At 30.6% G+C, this 20,158-nt stretch carries 19 protein-coding genes; 8 read left to right on the forward strand and 11 right to left on the reverse strand.

Annotation, left to right across the window (positions count from 1 at the left end; translation table 11 throughout):
- Positions 1–1,087: 1,087 nt before the first annotated feature.
- From CUEA01_RS19670 to CUEA01_RS19680, 3 genes are all read left to right on the forward strand, one after another.
- Positions 1,088–1,981 carry a LysR family transcriptional regulator gene (locus CUEA01_RS19670; protein ID WP_234123630.1) on the forward strand — a complete coding sequence of 298 codons (894 nt, stop codon included), beginning with the start codon at positions 1,088–1,090 and terminating at the stop codon, positions 1,979–1,981.
- Positions 1,982–2,074: 93 nt separating this feature from the next.
- Positions 2,075–3,715 (forward strand): malolactic enzyme, encoded by a 1,641-nt coding sequence (locus CUEA01_RS19675; RefSeq protein ID WP_234123631.1) that lies wholly within the window; start codon positions 2,075–2,077, stop codon positions 3,713–3,715.
- A gap of 109 nt (positions 3,716–3,824) precedes the next feature.
- A complete protein-coding gene (locus CUEA01_RS19680; RefSeq protein ID WP_234123632.1) occupies positions 3,825–5,153 on the forward strand; it encodes a 2-hydroxycarboxylate transporter family protein in 1,329 nt (442 codons plus the stop codon).
- A gap of 106 nt (positions 5,154–5,259) precedes the next feature.
- Here CUEA01_RS19680 and CUEA01_RS19685 read toward each other — a convergent pair whose 3' ends face one another.
- The 6 genes from CUEA01_RS19685 to CUEA01_RS19705 all read right to left on the reverse strand — a co-directional run bounded on the left by CUEA01_RS19685 (position 5,260) and on the right by CUEA01_RS19705 (position 11,317).
- Positions 5,260–6,105 carry a PRD domain-containing protein gene (locus CUEA01_RS19685; RefSeq protein WP_234123633.1) on the reverse strand — a complete coding sequence of 282 codons (846 nt, stop codon included), beginning with the start codon at positions 6,103–6,105 and terminating at the stop codon, positions 5,260–5,262.
- A 19-nt stretch (positions 6,106–6,124) separates the two neighbouring features.
- Positions 6,125–7,579 carry a glycoside hydrolase family 1 protein gene (locus CUEA01_RS19690; protein WP_329604012.1) on the reverse strand — a complete coding sequence of 485 codons (1,455 nt, stop codon included), beginning with the start codon at positions 7,577–7,579 and terminating at the stop codon, positions 6,125–6,127.
- A 19-nt stretch (positions 7,580–7,598) separates the two neighbouring features.
- Positions 7,599–9,416, reverse strand: coding sequence for a beta-glucoside-specific PTS transporter subunit IIABC (locus tag CUEA01_RS19695; protein WP_234123635.1), 1,818 nt, complete (start codon positions 9,414–9,416; stop codon positions 7,599–7,601).
- Between the two features lie 415 nt (positions 9,417–9,831).
- Positions 9,832–9,963: a hypothetical protein gene (locus CUEA01_RS25005; RefSeq protein ID WP_268906368.1), complete on the reverse strand. Its 132-nt coding sequence runs from the start codon at positions 9,961–9,963 to the stop codon at positions 9,832–9,834.
- A 169-nt stretch (positions 9,964–10,132) separates the two neighbouring features.
- On the reverse strand, positions 10,133–10,381 hold the full coding sequence (locus CUEA01_RS19700; RefSeq protein ID WP_234123636.1) for a PHP domain-containing protein: 249 nt from the start codon (positions 10,379–10,381) through the stop codon (positions 10,133–10,135).
- Between the two features lie 15 nt (positions 10,382–10,396).
- A complete protein-coding gene (locus tag CUEA01_RS19705) occupies positions 10,397–11,317 on the reverse strand; it encodes a helix-turn-helix domain-containing protein (protein ID WP_234123637.1) in 921 nt (306 codons plus the stop codon).
- A 220-nt stretch (positions 11,318–11,537) separates the two neighbouring features.
- On the opposite strand from CUEA01_RS19705, the gene CUEA01_RS19710 reads away from it, so the two are divergent.
- Both CUEA01_RS19710 and CUEA01_RS19715 read left to right on the forward strand, forming a co-directional pair.
- Entirely contained in the window at positions 11,538–11,702 is a 165-nt protein-coding gene (locus tag CUEA01_RS19710) for a hypothetical protein (RefSeq protein ID WP_234123638.1), read from the forward strand.
- Entirely contained in the window at positions 11,699–12,448 is a 750-nt protein-coding gene (locus CUEA01_RS19715) for an EFR1 family ferrodoxin (protein WP_234123639.1), read from the forward strand. Before CUEA01_RS19710 ends, CUEA01_RS19715 begins: the two co-directional genes overlap by 4 nt.
- A gap of 157 nt (positions 12,449–12,605) precedes the next feature.
- Here CUEA01_RS19715 and CUEA01_RS25205 read toward each other — a convergent pair whose 3' ends face one another.
- Both CUEA01_RS25205 and CUEA01_RS19725 read right to left on the reverse strand, forming a co-directional pair.
- A complete protein-coding gene (locus tag CUEA01_RS25205; RefSeq protein ID WP_329604013.1) occupies positions 12,606–13,421 on the reverse strand; it encodes a methyl-accepting chemotaxis protein in 816 nt (271 codons plus the stop codon).
- A gap of 264 nt (positions 13,422–13,685) precedes the next feature.
- Positions 13,686–14,390: an isoprenyl transferase gene (locus CUEA01_RS19725; protein WP_234123640.1), complete on the reverse strand. Its 705-nt coding sequence runs from the start codon at positions 14,388–14,390 to the stop codon at positions 13,686–13,688.
- A 414-nt stretch (positions 14,391–14,804) separates the two neighbouring features.
- Between CUEA01_RS19725 and CUEA01_RS19730 the strand changes: the two genes are divergently transcribed.
- On the forward strand, positions 14,805–15,638 hold the full coding sequence (locus CUEA01_RS19730; protein WP_234123641.1) for a deoxyribonuclease IV: 834 nt from the start codon (positions 14,805–14,807) through the stop codon (positions 15,636–15,638).
- 112 nt (positions 15,639–15,750) lie between these two features.
- Here CUEA01_RS19730 and CUEA01_RS19735 read toward each other — a convergent pair whose 3' ends face one another.
- The 3 genes from CUEA01_RS19735 to brnQ all read right to left on the reverse strand — a co-directional run bounded on the left by CUEA01_RS19735 (position 15,751) and on the right by brnQ (position 18,589).
- A complete protein-coding gene (locus tag CUEA01_RS19735; protein ID WP_234123642.1) occupies positions 15,751–16,350 on the reverse strand; it encodes a class I SAM-dependent methyltransferase in 600 nt (199 codons plus the stop codon).
- 191 nt (positions 16,351–16,541) lie between these two features.
- The gene (locus CUEA01_RS19740; protein ID WP_234123643.1) at positions 16,542–16,835 is read right to left on the reverse strand and encodes a CD3324 family protein; all 294 of its coding nucleotides are present in this window, start codon (positions 16,833–16,835) and stop codon (positions 16,542–16,544) included.
- A 392-nt stretch (positions 16,836–17,227) separates the two neighbouring features.
- Entirely contained in the window at positions 17,228–18,589 is a 1,362-nt protein-coding gene (brnQ, locus tag CUEA01_RS19745) for a branched-chain amino acid transport system II carrier protein (protein ID WP_234123644.1), read from the reverse strand.
- Positions 18,590–18,929: 340 nt separating this feature from the next.
- Between brnQ and CUEA01_RS19750 the strand changes: the two genes are divergently transcribed.
- Positions 18,930–19,385: a MarR family winged helix-turn-helix transcriptional regulator gene (locus CUEA01_RS19750; RefSeq protein WP_234123645.1), complete on the forward strand. Its 456-nt coding sequence runs from the start codon at positions 18,930–18,932 to the stop codon at positions 19,383–19,385.
- A gap of 68 nt (positions 19,386–19,453) precedes the next feature.
- Positions 19,454–20,149, forward strand: a complete 696-nt coding sequence (locus tag CUEA01_RS19755) for a DUF4386 family protein (RefSeq protein WP_234123646.1) — start codon at positions 19,454–19,456, stop codon at positions 20,147–20,149.
- Positions 20,150–20,158 lie beyond the last annotated feature (9 nt).

Consider the following 20,158-nt stretch of genomic DNA (forward strand, 5'->3'; position numbering starts at 1 on the left):
ATAAATTCTTCATATAAATTGAAGGATTGTGAGACTCAATAATCGCAGTTTCAGTAAACGTTTACAAGTTATGGATTATAAAGGCACCCTCTTGTGCTTGACTAAAGCTTCAAAAAATAATTGTTGACTAATCATATAACCCCTCCTCAATTTAATAAATTCGAAAAAAGAAAACGTATTCAAGAACTGTAACAATATTTACTTTTGTTTATACTTATATGATATCTAAATCAGCTATAATTGTCAAGTTTTTGTAGGTTCATGTACAACTTGTAACATTGAAATTGCAAATACCAAGTTTATCTTAGCAAATTACAATTTATCGAGGAGAAGCCAAAGTACAAAGTACAGAGTATAAAGTACAATGAAGGACAATTTTTCTCCGTTAACACTACGAAAAAATCTCAAAACTTATTTTTTTATTGCTGCGCAATCGCGCCATGCATGGTACTCAGCGAAGCTGATACCATTTAAGTTTAAGGGGCTGTCGCACAAAATTATTTTATACGCAAAAAAGTATTGCGAGATAATAGCTAAATTTTTTCGTCTAAAAAGAAGGCGAAAAAGCTAATAGTGAAGGGTTTTAACTTGCTTTGCTCGTTAAAAGGTGAACTTTTTTCACTTATGTGAAAAGCAAAGGATGATTTTCCTCCGTTTTACTATGGAAAATCTTTAATTTAAATTTATAATTTTTTACGTAGCAAAGCGAAGGAAAAATAACCTTAACTTTCGGATTTATCTGAAAAGTTAACCTTTAACGTGCACAGTATCGTTAAAACCTTCACTTGATTTTGTTCGCAATAATTTTAAATTATAGTTAAATATTTTCTTAGTGCGACAGCCCCATCCTTCTTTGTACTCTGTACTCTGTACTTTGTACTCTGCTCTAAAAATTGTAATTTAACAGGATGAACTTGGTAAAAGCAATTTTAATTTTCCAAACTACTTATCTATAATAAAGGCTAGTGCTCAAAATATTGATTAACCATTTACAATAATGATATACTTAGGCATAAACATACTGAACACAAATGGTAGTAATGACTATCACAATCTTCGATTAATTTATGAATATGGAGTTGAGTTTATGAACTTAAAAGACTTAGAATACTTTAAAGAAATAGCTCTAGAAAAAAGTTTTACAAAAGTTGCAGAAATGTTTAAGGTTAGTCAACCAACAGTAACCTATGCAGTTAAAAGATTGGAAAATGACTTAGGGACAAAGTTAATAATTAGAGATAACTCTCATAAATCTATTATTTTAACGCAAGCTGGTAAAATTCTAGAAATTCATACTGAGAAAATATTTCAAGAAATCAACGTTACAAGAACCGAAATCAATCGATTAAAAGACAATGTCATTAAATTAGGTCTCCCACCGATTATAGGTAATTTCTGTTTACCTAAATTGTATCCACATCTCTTTAAAGAAGGTTTAATGAACCATATTAATTTAGTTAATGGAGGCTCCAATGATCTCTACACTCTATTAATGAGAGGCGAAATTGATATTGCGTTATTAGGTTCTTCCCACCTTATATCTGATGAAAATTTAACTAGTGAGTTATTAATTCAAAATAAATTTATGATTGTAGTTAGTGCAAGCCATCCCCTAGCAAAGGAAAAAAGTGTTTCACTTTCAGATTTAAAGGAAGAAAAATTTGTTCTTTTAAATCATCACTACATCCACCTAAATGCATTTCGAAATTTTTCAAAATATGCCTCTTTTGAACCTGAAATTATATATAAAAGCAATGACTTAAATATTTTAAAAGGAATGATACGAGAACGAGTTGGAATTGGCTTTTTAACAGAAATCGCAATGGATAAATCGGATGGACTTGTTTATATTCCACTTAATGATGAGCCTCAGCTTAATTTTAATGTATTTCTTGTTCAACGAAAAGTTTCATTAAAATCAAATTATGTTAATAAAATTTTCAATTCAATTTATACCTTTTATAAATCGAATCAAGAGTAGCTCATATAAATAAAATTTATGTTAGCTAACAAATTTGACTATAATAACCCCTCAAATATAATATATGGTTACAAACAAAAGGAGGAGTTATTTATGTTAAGTACAGAAATTTTAAATAATCCATTTCTCAATAAAGGAACTGCATTTACTAAAGAAGAAAGAAAAAAATTTGGTTTAAATGGAACATTGCCAACACAAGTCCAAACATTAGAACAACAAGTGGTTCAAGCTTATGGACAATATTTGAGTAAAACAACTGATTTAGAAAAAAGAATTTTCTTAATGAATATTTTCAATACAAATCGTACACTATTTTACAAATTGATGTCTGAGCATGTCGTAGAATTTATGCCAATAGTTTATGATCCAACTGTTGCAGACTCTATAGAGCAATATAATGAGCTATTTGTAAAACCTCAAGACGCAGCTTTCTTATCTATTAATGAACCAGAAAATATTAAAGAAAGCCTAAAAAACGCTGCAGGTGGTCGTGATATTCGTCTAATAGTAGTAACTGATGCTGAAGGTATACTAGGTATGGGAGACTGCGGCGTAAATGGTGTAGATATCGCTATAGGTAAGTTAATGGTATATACTGCCGCAGCTGGCATTAACCCTAGTCAAGTATTACCTGTGTCTATTGATAACGGAACAAACAATGAAGAATTGCTTAATAACCCACTTTATTTAGGAAACCGTCATAAAAGAATTTATGGTGAAAAATATTACGACTTTATTGATAAATTTGTTCAATCAGCTACAGAATTATTTCCTGAATTATTGCTTCATTGGGAAGATTTTGGACGTTCAAATGCTGCTACTATCCTAGAAAAATATCAGGATAAGATTACAACCTTCAATGATGATATTCAAGGAACAGGAATTGTTGTTTTAGCAGGTGTATTAGGTGCTTTAAACATTTCTAAAGAAAATTTAGCTAATCAAACTATAATGACCTTTGGTGCTGGTACTGCTGGTGTTGGAATTGCAAACCAATTACTAGATGAAATGATTCGTCAAGGTGTCCCAGAAGCAGAAGCACGTAAACATTTCTACATGGTAGATAAACAGGGTCTTTTATTCGAAGATACAGAAGGATTAACTCCTGGTCAAAAACCGTATGTTAGAAGCCGCTTAGAATTTAGCAATTCAGATGAATTAACTAATTTAAAAGCAGCAGTAAAAGCAATCCATCCTACAATAATTATTGGTACTTCTACTCAGCCAGGTGCATTTACAGAAGAAATTGTAAAGGAAATTGCAGCTAATACAGCTCGTCCAATTATCTTCCCATTATCAAATCCTACTAAACTTGCCGAAGCAAAAGCAGAAGATTTGATAAAGTGGACAGATGGTAAAGCTTTAGTTGGTACTGGAATCCCAGCTGCAAATGTTGAATACAAAGGTGTTACTTATCACATAGGTCAAGCAAATAATGCATTAATGTATCCAGGTTTAGGTCTTGGAATTATTGCTTCAACTTCCACTCGTGTTAATAGTGAAATGTTATCTCAAGCAAGTCATGCTTTAGGCGGAATTGTTGATCCTACTGAACCAGGTGCAGCGGTATTACCACCTGTATCAAAATTAGCCGAATTTTCGCACACAATAGCTGAGATTGTTGGTCAAAGTGTATTAGATCAAAAGCTAAATCGCGAACCAATTTCAGATATTAAAAAAGCAGTAAAAGATACTAAATGGACTCCTGAATATTCTCCATTAGAAATCAAATAAATATTTTGCCTATAATCGTGGTCTATTTAAGTAAGATCACGATTATATAAGCTGTAATTTTTTAGTCTTTCATCTAAAGATAAATATATAAAAGAAAGGAATCATAAATATGTCAGAGAAATCAAGTAATTTAAAAGATATTCAAGCTGATAAAGAAAAAACTGGTTTTTGGTCAATAAAAATCAGTGGAATAAGTCTTCCAATGTATTTAATTATGCTAGTTATTCTAATTGTTTCAATTAAATTAGGTAAATTACCAGGAGGCATATTAGGATCTCTTGCTGTACTAGTATTGCTTGGAAATTTATTTCATTACATTGGAAATCATTTACCTATTTTTAAGTCTTATTTAGGCGGCGGGGCTGTTTTCTGTATTTTTGCTTCTGCCCTTATTGCTACTTTTGGTATATTACCTGCTGGGCCAGTTAAAACAGTTACAAGTTTCGTAAATGATGCTGGCTTTCTTGATTTCTATATTGCGGCTTTAATTACAGGAAGTATTTTGGGCATGAAGCGTGATTTATTATTAAAAGCATCAGTTCGTTTTATTCCTGTAGCATTTATTTCAATGGCTGCATCATTATTAATGGTAGGATTTGTTGGTATGCTAATAGGTCATGGCTTTGGAAAATCAGTATTATATGTTTCACTACCTATGATGGCAGGTGGTATCGGAGCTGGTTGTGTACCTTTGTCTGGAATTTATGCTTCTGCATTAGGAAAGCATTCCTCAGATATTATATCACAATTAATTCCAGCATCTGCTTTGGGAAATGTACTTGCAATTATCGGAGCAGCTTTAATTTCTAAAATAGGAGCACATTTTCCAAAATACAATGGTTATGGCGCTATTATGAAAGCAGATAATGTAGAAACAAAAGATGAAAAAAGGGAACTAAAATTAGATGTTATCCAAATGGGAGTTGGCTTACTTGTTTCAGTTTCATTTTTTATGCTAGGAAATATTCTTAATTATTTTGTTCCACACGTTCACGCATATGCATTCATGATTATTATTGTTGTTATTTGTAAGGTAACTAATATTATCCCAAAATATTATGAAGATTGTGCAATCATGTTTAATAGCCTAATTATGAAAAATTTAACTCCAGCAGTATTATCTGCAATAGGAATTGCTTTACTTAATTTAAACGTATTGGCTCAATCATTAAATTGGCAATTTATAGTTCTTTGCTTTACAAGTATTTTAACAATATCCATTGTTTCAGGTTTTATAGGAAAACTATTTGGATTATATCCTGTTGAATCCATGATTACTGCAGGATTATGCAATAACAGTATGGGTGGCACAGGAAATGTAGCTGTTCTTTCAGCATCCAACCGTATGGAATTAATCGCCTTTGCTCAGATGGGCAATAGATTAGGTGGTGCCATTGTATTAATTTTAGGAAGTTTTTTAATACGTATTCTAAAATAGTTAATGCATTAAATTAAGTTAGCTTAATAAAAAATCACCCAGAACTCAGTAAAAGTCTAGGTGATTTTCTCTTATATTTTATATTTTATATTTTATTTTTTATCTATTATCTTAGTTCATTATAAGCTTGCAATCTATTTACATGCACTGCTAAATAAGTCAATTCATCTTTAGGAATAGCTTTCCCATATATCTTTTCAACATAATCTTTTATTTTAAATGCAATTTCCATTGATTCAGGGTACAGTGTTGCTATTTGTTCAAACATTACATCATTTTCATCTTTAAGCAATTCATCATTAAAGAATCTATCCGTGAAGAACTTCACATGAGTAATAAAACGTTGATAATGAATCCCTTCTGTCTTAAAATTATTTCCAAGAGAATATCTCACTAAATTAACAATTCCACCAATCATTTTTGCATACTTCATACTGTCTCTTGAATTATTAGTTTCTGCTTGAGCATTTATTAAATGAAATGCAATATTTGCAGCTTCTTCGTCTGGAAGCTTAATTCCTGCTAACTCATTCAAAATCTCTAAGGCATATAATCCAATTTTGAATTCCTCTGAATAATAATTTTTTATTTCCCAATAAACACGGTTTGTTATATTAATGTTCTTTTTAGCTCTTTCTACTGCAAAATTTAAATGGTCACTTAAAGTAAAATATATACTAATATTAAGTTTACAATCAAGTTCATGTTCAGCTTTTAAAACAATTTTTTGAGTTATATCAAGATATATTGGGGGAATTGAATCTAATAAATTTAAGTATTCTTTTATCTGAATGTTTTCAACAGGCATAAAAATTTGGTCTACAACTTTATTTTCAACAATATCTCCATTTTTTTTACCATAACCTATACCTTTTCCCATGCAAACAAATTCCTTGTCATACTCATCAATAGCTAAAATAACACTGGAATTAAGTACTTTTTTTATTTTCATAATCATCCCCCCATTATCTCTAGTCTAGAATTTCTCCATTTGTTTTTATAACATTTTTGTACCAGAAAAAAGAATCCTTCTTTGATCTTTCTAATGTTCCATTTCCTTCATCATCTTGATCAACATATATAAATCCATATCTCTTGCTCATCTGTGATGTAGAAACACTTATACAGTCAATAGGTGCCCAGCTAGTATAACCAAGTAAATCTACTCCCATTTCTACAGCTGTTTTCATTTCCTTTATATGTTCCTTAAAATAATCAATTCTATAATAATCATGAATAGTTCCATCTTCTTCAACAACATCCTTAGCTCCCATTCCATTTTCTACTATCATTAGTGGAATCCTATATCTATCATATAATTCAATTAATGATATTCTAATTCCAACTGGGTCTATCTGCCAACCCCATTCCGTAGAAGGCAGATAAGGATTTTTCACACCCATTATAGTATTTCCAGATGCCTTTTCTTTAGTTGTATCTGCCGACTCTGTTCTTGACATATAATAACTAAAAGACAGATAGTCAGCTGTATTCTCCTTTAATATTTCTTCATCATTTTCTTCCATTTTAATCTGTATTCCTTTATTTTCCAAGAAGGCTTTATATAATCTAGGATATTCTCCAAATATCTGAATATCAGCATGGGTATAATTTGCTAAATTGCTATTTAATGAAAGTAATACATCTTCCGGATTGCAAGTATTAGGATATGTAGTTAACTTTGTTAACATACATCCCATTTTACTATCTTTAATAATTTTTCTACATTGTTTTGTTGCTAAAGCCGCCGCAACATATTGGTGATGCAAAGCTTGATAAACAGCTTCATCAAGCTTTCCTTCTGGACATTTATCTGGAATAATTCCAGCAGTTATAAATGGATGCCTACCAACACTATCTATTTCATTAAATGTCAACCAATACTTAGCATACTCACCAAACGACTCAAAACAAACTTTCGCAAACTTAACAAAATAATCAACTAATTTTCGTTCAACCCATCCATTATATTTCAAACTTAGATGCAAAGGCATTTCATAGTGTGATAATGTAACAATTGGTTCGATATTATACTTCTTAAGCTCTTTAAATATACTTTCATAATATTTAATTCCTTCTTTATTAGGTTCGCTTTCTTCTCCAGTTGGGAAAATTCTTGTCCAAGCAATGGAAATTCTTAGAGCCTTAAATCCCATTTCACTAAATAACTTAATATCCTCTTTATAATGATGATAAAAATCTATTCCTCTTCTCTTTGGATAAAATTTTGTGGTTTTATCTTCTATGGCTTCCCGAACAATTTTTGAAGTAATCTTATTATGTCCTGCATAATCCTCAACACTTAGATTCGGTTTATAGTTAGCCACATCAGCCACTGACATTCCTTTTCCTAGAGCATCAAAAGCTCCCTCAACTTGATTTGCTGATATCGCTCCACCCCATAAAAAATCTTTTCTAAACGACATTTTACACATCAACTCCTGTTCAATTTATTTCTAGTACATTATCTCTCTTGTCAACTTCTTTACTTTCTACAGTTTCTATCTTAGCATCTGGCCTATTCGTAATAATTACTGAAGTTACTGGATCAAAACCTTCTTCAATAATTTTATCTAAGTCAAACCTTAATAATAAATCTCCTTGCTTTACACTTTTTCCCACAGATACTTCTGGATAAAAGTATTTTCCATTCAAATTCACCGTATCTAATCCCACATGAAATAGAATTTCAGTACCATCCTCAGATTTCATAGCTAAAGAATGTTTTGTTTCAAAAATCATTTTTATTATACCATTTACTGGAGCATACAATTCTCCCTTAGAAGGAATTATAGCGATACCTTCTCCCATTAATTTATTAGAAAAAACTTCGTCTTTTACTTCACTTAAAGGAATTAACTTTCCTTCCACTGGTGCATTAAATTTTTCTTTTTCATTTTTAACTTTTTTATCTTCATTATTAGTAACTTTTTCTTTCCATAAAACTGCTACTGCAATAAAAGAAACTATAAATGAAATCACTAATCCAATTACTGCATTCATTAGATTATTTGGTAATGTTTTAGAAATAAACATTGATAAACTTGCTATTCCAGGGCCAACTGCTGCATATGCCTCAACTGCTTTAATTCCTAAATATGCTCCACCTGAAAAAGCACCAATCATAACACCATAAAGTACACGCTTATGCAAAATTGTAACACCATATAATGCAGGTTCTGTAATTCCAAACATTGCTGAGATACCTGCTGAAGTTGCAGTTGATTTTAGTTTTTTATCCTTTGCGCGAATAGCTACAGCAAAACATGCGCCACCTTCAGAGATATTGTGTGCTAGTGATGCAGCATTATATATTAATTCTTTGCCTGTTTGACCTAAGGAAGTTACTACATATGGTATCATTGCCTTATGCATACCTGTAACAACCATAAATGGCAAGAATGCTGCTAACATTGCTACTGCTATCCAACCAAACTTTGCAAAAATAAACATAATTACTTTAGCGAAATATATTCCGAAGTTAAATCCTATTGGTCCAAGCACTATCAAGGTTATTGGGAAAACTATTAGTAAAGACATCATTGGAACAAAAAAACTACGAATAACCTTTGGACTAATTTTATTAAAGAATTTTTCTAGCTGTGAATAACACAATACGCATAATATTGCTGGAAAAACCTGACTTGCATATGTTATGTTTTTCACTGGTATATTAATAAATATAGCTCCACCTGCTAGCATCTTTGCTAAATCAGGTGTCAAAAGTGCAGCAACAGCAGAAACAGCAACTAATGGATTAACTTTCATCTTATTAGCAGTTGTAATGGCAACTAAAATCGGCAAGAAATATATTGGTGCATTTGCCACAAACATCAACATTTTATATGTCTGTGTAGTACTTGATAAAATGCTAAGCATGTTCAAAAGCATTAAAAGTGACTTTAAAATACCGCCTCCAGCTATTGCCGGAATCAATGGCTGAAATACACTTATAACAAAGTCTAATGCTATTGTACCTATTTTTCTTTTCTCTTTATTACTTTCCTTATTTATTCCTTTATCAGAAATAAGTTTCTTAATTTCAGTGTAAACCTCAATGACATCGTTTCCAATTATTACTTGAAATTGTGCATTTTCCTTAACACCTAATACTTCAGGCATGCTTTTAAGTTCATCTTGATTTACTTTCTTATTATCAATAAGGGAAAATCTTAATCTTGTTGAGCAATGTTCTAGATGTTCAACATTTTTATCTCCACCTACAGCTTTTACTATTTTTGATGCTACTTCTTTATAATTCATATTATTCATCTCCTATTATTAAATAATAATTGCAGACTTTTTTATTTGGCCAATATAAAAAAGGACTCGGATAAGCTAATTTAATATTAGCTTATTCAAGTCCTGCCTGCATTACCAGTCACATGCCTGATACTTATATACTTTTTATGTTATGAATAGAGTATATCACGGACAAATGAAAACGTCAACATCCTTATAACTTATTTCTTTAGTTAGTTAGAGGATATTATTACAAAAAGTGGAGATAACGAAACCTAGCTATCCCCTTTCCTACGGTATCCTTCCATAACATTAATACCAATCTGCCACATATCTTCACAATCACAGCTTGCCCCTGCCATGCCAATAATCTCATCTCCATTTAAAGCCCCAATAGCCCTAAAACAAAATAAATGTTCTTTGGAACTTATTTACCTTAAAACTGTTCAACAGAAAGCCACTCTTCTAACCAAACCCGTAATCCTTTATTTCTTCCCCATTCAGCAACTTCTCTCATAATTTCTACGGCTTTATCTACTTCATTATTGCGTATTTCTAAATCACACATTTAAACACCCCTTAATTTCTTTTTCTATATCTCCATAAGTTAAGCCAGCAAATCCTATAGATTTATTATAGTGAGCTAAAAATGATAACCCTCCAGCGCTTTTTATAATCCTAATAGCATCTTCCAGTTTAATTAGTTCTTTCTGTCCATAGGAATTGGATCTAAGTATTTATCCTAAATCTAGAATATGCACTATCCTTCCATTTTTATATATAGAACTTATCTCTATACCTCCTAGAAAATCTATATTATTTGTTTTTGCCAATATAGACATTTGCTTTATACCATCTATATTATCATGATCTGTTAGTGCTATAGGTTTAATCTTCTCCTTAATAGCTACATTTATTAATTCTTTTGGAGTACATGCTCCATCAGAAAAATTAGTATGTGTATGCAAATCTATTTTATAATTCATATAAACTCCTTTAGATTAAACTACATTATTAAATAATGCATATCGCTTTCTAAAATCAGTAGGACTTACACCAAGCTGTATCTTGAAGAACTTAGTAAAGCTCGAAGGCTGCTCAAAACCAAGCTTATACGCAATACAGTATATCGGTTCGTTCGTTGTAATAAGGAGCTTTTTTGCAAGTTCTAAAACCTGCAATTTTATATACTCTTGTGTAGTTTTACCAGTTTCCTTTTTTAGCATATCAGAAAGATAATTAGGTGAATACCCCATTGCCTGTGCAAGTCCTTTTACACTCGGCATTCCTGCTTTCTCGATTGACTCTACGGAACACTGCTCGCTCAAAAGTATTTCAAACTTTGCAATCGACTCTTTGATAACTGCTGTTCTTGTTATAAATTGTCTACCATAAAAACGCTTAGCATAATTTAAAAGCACTTCAAGATTTGATACTATCAAGTCATTGCTATACATATCTAAATTACCGCTATACTCCATATGTATATTCTTTATAATTGACTCAATAATTTCTTTTTCCAAATCAGACAGCTGCAATGCTTCATTTGCATCATATTCAAAAAAGCTGTATTCAGACATTTTATGCCACAATGAACTTCCACGGATTAAATCAGGATGAAAACACAGCATCCAGCCATTAGTTTTGTTATCCTCGTTTATTTTACCCTTTGCAATCATCTGCCCTGGCGCAGTAAATATCAAGCTACCTTCATCAAAGTCAAAATACTTTTTTCCGTATATCAACTCACAATCAATATTGTTTTTTAATGAAATCATATAATAATTCATAGAAAAAGATACATTGTAGTATTCTTCTTTTGGATTTATTTTATCTAAATCAATTAAAGAGATTAATGGATGCTTTGGCTTTTCACATCCCAATAATTCGTGCAAAAAAGATATAGAATCGATATTTATCATTCTTTATCTACCCCTATTCGTGTTTTTTATTCCTCATACTTTATTATTATACACATATCAACATTCAATAACATATCCAAATCCCCGATAAACTTGTTTAAAATACATATATCGTTCATCTGTAATACGGACAATATCATCTGTAATTAGGATATGTATGCTCATAGTTTTTCAGTATACGATACAAGTAGAAATTAAAGAGGAAAAGAGGAATACGAATATGAAAAATTTTACATTTTATAATCCAACAAAAGTGGAATTCGGAAAAGATAAAGAAAATTTAATTGGTAATTACATGACTCCTTACTCCACTAAAAAGGTTTTATTACTATTAGTATATCATCATATTCATATGTCACTAAGCAAGAATAGGAGAACGAAATGAAGATATTTTATTTTACAACTACAGGAAACTGCCTGGAAGTAGCTAAAAAAATTGGTGGAGAACTTATATCAATCCCAGCTGTGCTAAAATGTGATAAATTTGACTTCGAAGATGACATCATAGGGATTGTAACACCGAATTATGAAGGCGACCTTCCATCACCAGTGAAAGAGTTTTTGAAAAGAGTGAAATTAAAAGCTGATTACCTTTTTGGAATTATAACATACGGTGCATTTAATGCCAATGCAAATGAAGTATTACTTAGGATTGGTCAGCAAAATCATATTCAATTTAATTATATAAACAGCATAATAATGGTTGATAACAGTTTTGTTTATTTCGATATTGAAAAACAGATAAAAAACTTACCAAAGAAAAGAGTAGCTGAATCTATCATAAAAATAAAGACTGAAATAGAGCATAAAATAAATAAAATCTATGGAATAAATATTGGACGCAAACTAATAGGCGTATTAATTAGTTCATATCCAAAAAAGAAAAAAAATTACTCTAAAAAATTTTATGTTGAAGATACATGCATTAAATGTGGAATTTGTGAGAAAGTCTGCCCTATTGATAATATCAGCATAGAAGATAAGCCTGTTATCCATGATAAATGTATTCTATGCGGTGCTTGTACACATAATTGTCCTAAAAACTCTATACGATATAAGGGTGAAAAAAGTAAATCAAGATATAGAAATCAAAATGTGAGCGTTACAGAGATTATTGCTGCGAATAATTAAATTATAAATTATTATTGATATGCTCCCTTCTAGGTAGACAAGTGAAATAACAAAAAACTTGTTACTTAGGAGGGAGCTTATAAGCTAATGCGACAGCCCATTTTTGTAAAATTTGTATCACAAAATCTATGTTTTTTTATTTTCAAATAAGACATGTCTAAATAATTTTAGATATATCCTCTAAATCCATAGCTGAAGAAGTCAATTCTTGAATTGCTGATGCTATTTCTTTAGTTGAAATTGATTGTTGTTCCCCAATGCTTGAAGCTTTATTGATTATTTCTAGCATAGTTGATGATTTTTCATTAATTCTTTTTAAAATATCCTTAATATTATTAACCGAGTTTACACTATCATCTGACATTTTACGAATCTCTTTTGCTACTACAGAAAACCCTTTTCCATGTTCACCTGCTCTTGCTGATTCTATAGACGCATTTAGCCCCAATAATTTAGTGTTTGAAGCTATTGCATTAATAAAACTTAAAATATTGTCTGTTCCTTTTATTTCATTTACGACATCTTGAATTTTATCTTTTAAGTCTGCTAGATTACCACTCAACGACATTGCCGAAGATGCTACCTCTTCAGTTGTTGCTGTTATCTCTTCAGATGTTGATACAATATTTTGAGAAGCATTTTGTAGGGTCTCTTGTGCTGCTAAAGTAGTACAAGTTGATATCGCACCAATTAATTTATTATTATCAAAAATAGGTGTTGCAATTGCCCTTATGGGAATTCCATAAGCTTCACTTGATAAATTTACATGCACTTCTTTGCCTGTATTAAGGCACTTAGCAACAGAACCTGATTCTAAGACTTTAGAATTGAGAACAATATTTAGGTTAAAATTTTTACCTGCCACATATTCTAAAATAACTCCTTTATCATCAGTTATCATTACTGCACAATCTAATGGATTTAATTTTTTAAATAATTCAATATTGGCTTTTAATGTAGCTAATACATCCATAACATTCTTCTCCTCATAGTGATATTTCTTGACTTTTTAAATTGATTATAGCATATTTTGTCGATATTTTACTAGCTATCTCATAAGAACATTTTTTCCATTTACTATATCAAACTTACATAGTCCGTATTATATAGATATTTTTATATTCACATGATTTATCATCAACCTTCTTCTAAAAACAAAAGAAGAAGGATAACCTCCTCCATTACTTAGATACATCATTAAATTATCATTTATATTAATCTCTATCAATTCATTTTCCTAATTGTTGCACACTTTATCTCTCTTAGAATATTTGAAAATTGCTTTTTCAAAATCCTCTTTCTTAAAATCTGGCCATAAAACATCAGTAAAATACATTTCTGTGTGTGCCATCTCCCAAAGCAAAAAATTAGATAGTCTTCTTTCCCCTCCAGTTCTAATAAATAACTCTGGTTCAGGAATATCAGCTGTATCCATATATGTATCAAAAAGTTCTTCATTAATTTTTGAAATATCAATATCCTTATTAAAATATTCTAATGCTATTTTTTTAGTTGCACGTATAATTTCATCTTTTCCACCATAATTTATTGCAATTTGAAACTTTAATCCTGTACAATTTGCTGTTGCCTTCTCTAAATTATTCACTAAGCCTTGAAATTCATCATCCATTTTTTCCATATTTCCTATTATTTTTACCCTCATATTATTATTTACTGATATTTCAACATATTCACTTAAGTATTTCTTTAATAAATTCATTAGGCCTTCAACTTCATCTTTAGGACGCTTCCAATTCTCTGTTGAAAAAGCATAGACTGTTAAATATTCTACTCCCAAATCGCTTGCAGCTTTACATATATTCTCCAAAGTTTTGCTGCCTTGCATATGCCCAAACGTCCTCGGCATAAATTTCTTTTTTGCCCAACGTCCATTTCCATCCATCATAATTGCTATATGCTTTGGAATTTTCATATTATCCATTTCGTACCTCCATAATACTTTTATGTAATAATTTTACCACAAGAATATTCCAATTAAAACGTATGATATAATATAGGCATAACACCCTTTAGAATGGAAAATTTCAAATACTGAATTCATCCTAATAAAATTGAATTCATAGAGCAGAGTACAGATGACGGAGTACAGAGTACAGTGAATGATGATTTACCTTTCGCTCTACTTAGGTAAATCTTAAATTTAAGTATATCAGCTTCGCTGAACACAACGTATAATAGAATTGCGTAAGCAATAAAAATAAGTTCTAAGATTTTTCTACGCTCGCGGAGAAAAATCATCCTTCATTGTACTCTGTACTCTGTACTCCGTACTCTAAGTTAAATTGTAATTTACTGTAATAAACTTAATTTATACTATAAAACTAGGAGGTAGCAAATGTTAAATATAGGTTGTCATTTATCCGTATCAAAAGGATTTGAACATATGGGAAAAGAAGCTTTAGATATTAATGCAAATACTTTTCAATTTTTCACTCGCAATCCAAGAGGTGGAAAGGCGAAAGCCATAGATGCAGAGGATGTAACTGCTCTACTTAAACTCACTAAAGAAAATAACTTTGCACAACTTCTAGGTCATGCACCTTATACACTAAATGCCTGCTCTGCAGATGAAAATACTAGAGAATTTGCCGTTCAAGCTATGGAAGATGATTTAAAACGAATGGAACTAATACCTGGTAACCTTTATAATTTTCATCCTGGAAGTCATGTTAAACAAGGCATTGAAGTTGGTATTAATTATATAGTAGCTATGCTCAATTCAATATTAAAGCCAGAGCAAACAACAAAAGTTCTTCTTGAAACAATGGCAGGGAAGGGTACAGAAGTTGGAAGCCGCTTTGAAGAATTAAAGGAAATTTTAGATAGAGTAAAGCTTTCAGATAAAATGGGTGTGTGCTTGGATACTTGTCATGTTTACGATGCAGGCTATGATATTGTAAATGACTTAGATGGAGTTCTTGATAAATTCGATAAAATCATTGGACTTAATAAACTTTATGCTATTCACTTAAATGATAGTAAAAATCCTTTTAGCAGTCACAAGGATCGTCATGAAAAAATTGGAGAAGGTTCTATTGGTATTGAAGCAATTACAAGAATTATAAATCACCCAAAACTCAAAGGTATTCCATTTTTTCTTGAAACACCAAACGAACTTCCTGGCTATGCTGAGGAAATCAAATTGCTTAGGAGCTTGTACGAAGAATAATTGATGCTTTAGATAAAACAATTAAAGAACAATTGAAGGTATCGCACTAACTAAGGTTTATAAAATTTTAGTGCGATATCCCAATTGAAATTCACATGCAATCCTCATACTTTTATCTTCCTCTTTGCGATAACTTATTTTTAATATTACCATACTGACTACTTTTCTTAACTGCCATAAAAACAAAGTAATCATCTATTTCCCATATCTTAACTCCACCAAATATAGCTATCAACTTGTTTTTATACCAATCTTTTCTTTTAGTAACCATATACATTTTGCCGCCCATAACTAGCCTATTAAAACCTTTTTCAATAAATTCCTTTGGTACATTAAAATCCGCATGATATGGTGGATTAGATAATATTAATGTAAAATCTTTTTCATTTAAGGCTTTAAATCCGTCACTTTCATAAATTTTAACTTCAGGTACCCCATTTATTTTGGCATTTTCTTTTGCATATTCAACTGCTGTGCTCGACTTGTCCAACATAACTACCTTAGAAGCTCCTATGGTTTTAGCTGCTAAAATACCTACTATTCCATAACCACAACCTAAATCCAATACTTTACCTTCTTTATTAAAATTTATTAGAGACAGCATCGCCAAAGTACCTTTATCAACACCTTGTGGTGAAAAAAGCTCCTCAGAAGTTTTAAACTTCATATCAATATTTTTAATTTTAGCATTAACTGTAAAACTCTCTTCCACATCTATTCCTCCAAATTTAACTTTGCGTATATCCTACAAGTTCATCAATTTTTTACTTAATTTCACTATACTCCAACTTGATGGTTTTATAAAGTTTATTTTACAATTTATAGCTAGTTTGCACTGTATAATCGGCTTCAATATAACTTCCACCTTTAATTTATAACTAAAAAAGCTCCATCTAACAAACATTAGGTGGAACTTTGGATATTCTTATATTTTCTTTCTTGCGAAATAATTTTTTGTATTGTTTTTGGTGATAAATAGTATTTTTCTGAAAGACCTTGCACAGATATTCCTTCTAAATAATCTTTATATATCTTAGTATTCCTAACTTTAAGTTCTTCTTTACTCTTAGTTAGTTCACCCCAAGCTATTTTATTTTCTTCTTTCTTGGGTATATAAATGCATTCACCATCAACATACTTTTGAATTATTTTTAATACCTCGTCAGGGAAAATCTCCCTAGCGTTTGCATAGCTCATTTTATTGCTCTCCCCTTAAATTTAATTTTTTATTAGGATTGAGCAAAGGCTATTTTAACTTTAATTTTTAATCGTTATGCAATAGCCTCTGCTATGCATATATAACATATTTTCTCATAGAAGCCAGCCTCCTTGCCTCAAACAAAATTTAACTTATATATACAATGATAACATATGCAGCCAGTAAATGTCCAATGGTTTCCATTTCATGTTGACATAATATTAATTAGATTTTATAATTTGCGTAATTTTGACTATGACGGTCAAAGCCATTTAGTCTCTTAGATTTATTAATTTTATTTAAGATTTCAAGATGCTATTAATCGCATCATTTTTATGCAGAGCTCCCACTTATTATTTTGTTTTGCACTACACCTTTGTTCGCAATAATTTTAGTGAGACAATTCCAGTTTATTTTTACGAACTAAATAAATAATTAATCCTATAATAAAACCACAAAGCGCTGGTAATATCCATCCAAAACCATAGTCAAATCCAGGTAAATATAGATGTGCAAAATTTACAATATGCGTAATTGCGTCAGTTTTTTCTAATGAATCTGGTAGTGCTTTACAAAAATCAAAAAATGCTGCAACTGCGGTTAATCCAGTTGTCCATTTATAAATATAACTTTGCTTATGGATAATTGGGGTTAATAGAGATAATATTATCAAAGTAATTGCTAATGGATATAAAAACATAAGTACAGGAATCGAAAGTTTTATAATATCATTTAACCCAAAATTAGCAATTACAAAAGAACAAATTGTAAATATAACAGCATACTTTTTATATGAAACAGATTTAGGAAACATTTCACTAAACATTTCGGCACAAGAAGTAATTAGTCCAATAGCCGTTTTCACACACGCAATTACTACAATAGCTGCCAACAATACAGTTCCAATAACTCCTAAGTAATGATTACTCACCATTGACAAAATACTTCCGCCATTATCAGCACGTTTCACACTTCCCAAGCTTGTAGCTCCCATATAAGCCAACGCTGCATAGATAATTGCCATAAATGCAGTGCTAACTAAGCCCGATTTAAAGGTTTCACCAGCAATAGCATTAGAACTTTTAATTCCAAATTTTCTTACATTAGAAATAATAATAATTGCAAAGGCTAAAGATGCTAACGCATCCATCGTATTATATCCATCTAATAACCCAGTAGTTAATGGACTAGTAATATATTTTCCCTGTGCTGCATAATGGCTTGCTTGTCCCATTGGCTTTATAAAGGTAGCAATCAATAAAATAGATAAAAGTACTAAAAATATAGGTGTAAGATACTTACCTACCAAGTCTAAAATTTTTCCTGGTTTTAATGAAAAATAAATTGTAAAAATAAAAAACATAAGTGAAAAAACAAATAATCCTAATTTTAAGTAATTATTATTAATAAATGGATGAATTCCAACTTCAAAGGCAACCGTCGCCGTACGTGGTATTGCAAACAGCGGACCAATTGTTAAATACAATAAGCACGTAAATACTTTTGAATACTTAGCGCTTACAGGGCTTGCCATGTCAAACAAACTCTCACTTTCAGAAATTGCCGATGCTATAATTCCCACTATAGGCAAACCTACACCTGTAATTAAAAATCCAATAGTTGCTGACACAACATGCTTTCCGGCATTTTGTCCCATTTGAACTGGGAAAATTAAATTACCAGCTCCAAAAAATAATCCAAAGAGCAAGGAACCTATTAAAAGATTCTGCTTAAATTTTAATTTTTCTTTCATTGAATAGTCCTCCTAAAGATATATCACTGCAAAACTTGAAACCCATGTGCACGCAAATATCGTCTTCACGGCATTTTGTGCACATAAATTTCAATAGTTGAACTGATATATATAATGTTTTATTTATACATTAAATGTTTTATTTATGTATTAGATATTTTATTTATTATATTACACTTCTTGATATTAGTAAAATTTCTTATTTTATGAAATAACAAAATTGGGGCTTTAGCGCAAAGCTTAATGTGACAACTACATTAAATACATTACTTGCATTATGTTCCATAATGTTATATAATATTCCAATAAGGTTTAGTTACTAAACATAGGAGGTACTTAAATGCCAGATTTATCAACTACAGAACTTATGATACTTAAATTTGAAAATGTAATGAACAAATATAATGCTCTAGAAAAGAAACCAAGGTATTATGGTACTAAAGATTTGCTTTATAAATCTGAGGTTCATACAATAGAAGCCATAGGCAAAAATAGTGGAATTAATGTTACCGAATTAGCTCAATATTTGAATATAACTAAAGGTGCAGTTTCACAAATGATTGATAAATTAATAAAAAAGAATTTAGTTGTTAAAACCCCGGTCTCTGAAACTGAAGTTTCATTATCACTTACTCAAAATGGAATCCTAGTTTTTAAAGGTCATGAAGAATACCATAAGGGCTTTTATGGGGAAATTTCTCATGAACTTAAGCGACTATCACCTAAAAACTTAGAAACTTATTTCAACATCTTAAATATACTAGATAAATTTTTAGATGAAAAATCTAAAAAATAATTATTTTTTATGCATATGTTTAGTAACTAAACTAATTTAAATATTATAATTCTTAGGAGGATTTTATTATGAATTTAGCTATATTTTATAAGCTATCAGCAATATTTTTTATTTTAGTTGGTTTGGGCTTTGGCATTAGTCAAGCTGGCATAACTAAAATTTTTAATTACCCAAGCATACTAAGACAACCTACAAATATTATTTTACAAAAATATCATGAAGGTGGTACTCTTTTGAAGTTCTTTTGGACTTTATTTGCTTTTAGTTCACTAATGCTTGCACCGCTTTCAGGAATTTTTTATAAAATTTTAAGCACACCTAAAACTCCATATTTAATTATTGGAACTATATTTGGTATATCAGCTGGAATTTTCTATGTTCTAGGTCTTATGAGATGGACATTTCTTGCTAGCACTCTTTCGGAAAAATATATAAGTAAAAACTTAACTGCTACTTCTAAAGAAACTATTGAATTAGTTTTTAACTCCTTCCATGTCTATGCGGGAAATTCCATTGGAGAAACTATGGGCTTCTTTTGCACAGGACTATGGCTATTTATATCAGGCTTTGCATTTTTAACTTCTTCTATTTTTCCACACATATTAGGAATTGGATTTATCATTTCTGGAATAGCAGTACTTTTAGGTCCTTTAGAATGGTTGGGCTTTAAATACGCTAATAAAATCAACAAAATAGGTATGAAAATCTTTATGATACTTTTAATATTTATGGCTTTAATACTAATTTTTTACCCATATGTTTAGTTACTAAAC

The organism is Clostridium hydrogenum, assembly GCF_021432385.1.
Classification (GTDB): Bacteria; Bacillota; Clostridia; order Clostridiales; family Clostridiaceae; genus Clostridium_S; species Clostridium_S hydrogenum.

What these genes read in the sequence shown, in the direction of transcription:
- CUEA01_RS19670 (WP_234123630.1), top strand. Translation starts at nt 1,088, where the DNA reads ATGAACTTAAAAGACTTAGAATACTTTAAAGAAATAGCTCTAGAAAAA.
- CUEA01_RS19675 (WP_234123631.1), top strand. Translation starts at nt 2,075, where the DNA reads ATGTTAAGTACAGAAATTTTAAATAATCCATTTCTCAATAAAGGAACT.
- CUEA01_RS19680 (WP_234123632.1), top strand. Translation starts at nt 3,825, where the DNA reads ATGTCAGAGAAATCAAGTAATTTAAAAGATATTCAAGCTGATAAAGAA.
- CUEA01_RS19685 (WP_234123633.1), bottom strand. Translation starts at nt 6,105, where the DNA reads ATGAAAATAAAAAAAGTACTTAATTCCAGTGTTATTTTAGCTATTGAT.
- CUEA01_RS19690 (WP_329604012.1), bottom strand. Translation starts at nt 7,579, where the DNA reads ATGTCGTTTAGAAAAGATTTTTTATGGGGTGGAGCGATATCAGCAAAT.
- CUEA01_RS19695 (WP_234123635.1), bottom strand. Translation starts at nt 9,416, where the DNA reads ATGAATTATAAAGAAGTAGCATCAAAAATAGTAAAAGCTGTAGGTGGA.
- CUEA01_RS25005 (WP_268906368.1), bottom strand. Translation starts at nt 9,963, where the DNA reads ATGTGTGATTTAGAAATACGCAATAATGAAGTAGATAAAGCCGTAGAA.
- CUEA01_RS19700 (WP_234123636.1), bottom strand. Translation starts at nt 10,381, where the DNA reads ATGAATTATAAAATAGATTTGCATACACATACTAATTTTTCTGATGGA.
- CUEA01_RS19705 (WP_234123637.1), bottom strand. Translation starts at nt 11,317, where the DNA reads ATGATAAATATCGATTCTATATCTTTTTTGCACGAATTATTGGGATGT.
- CUEA01_RS19710 (WP_234123638.1), top strand. Translation starts at nt 11,538, where the DNA reads ATGAAAAATTTTACATTTTATAATCCAACAAAAGTGGAATTCGGAAAA.
- CUEA01_RS19715 (WP_234123639.1), top strand. Translation starts at nt 11,699, where the DNA reads ATGAAGATATTTTATTTTACAACTACAGGAAACTGCCTGGAAGTAGCT.
- CUEA01_RS25205 (WP_329604013.1), bottom strand. Translation starts at nt 13,421, where the DNA reads ATGGATGTATTAGCTACATTAAAAGCCAATATTGAATTATTTAAAAAA.
- CUEA01_RS19725 (WP_234123640.1), bottom strand. Translation starts at nt 14,390, where the DNA reads ATGGATAATATGAAAATTCCAAAGCATATAGCAATTATGATGGATGGA.
- CUEA01_RS19730 (WP_234123641.1), top strand. Translation starts at nt 14,805, where the DNA reads ATGTTAAATATAGGTTGTCATTTATCCGTATCAAAAGGATTTGAACAT.
- CUEA01_RS19740 (WP_234123643.1), bottom strand. Translation starts at nt 16,835, where the DNA reads ATGAGCTATGCAAACGCTAGGGAGATTTTCCCTGACGAGGTATTAAAA.
- brnQ (WP_234123644.1), bottom strand. Translation starts at nt 18,589, where the DNA reads ATGAAAGAAAAATTAAAATTTAAGCAGAATCTTTTAATAGGTTCCTTG.
- CUEA01_RS19750 (WP_234123645.1), top strand. Translation starts at nt 18,930, where the DNA reads ATGCCAGATTTATCAACTACAGAACTTATGATACTTAAATTTGAAAAT.
- CUEA01_RS19755 (WP_234123646.1), top strand. Translation starts at nt 19,454, where the DNA reads ATGAATTTAGCTATATTTTATAAGCTATCAGCAATATTTTTTATTTTA.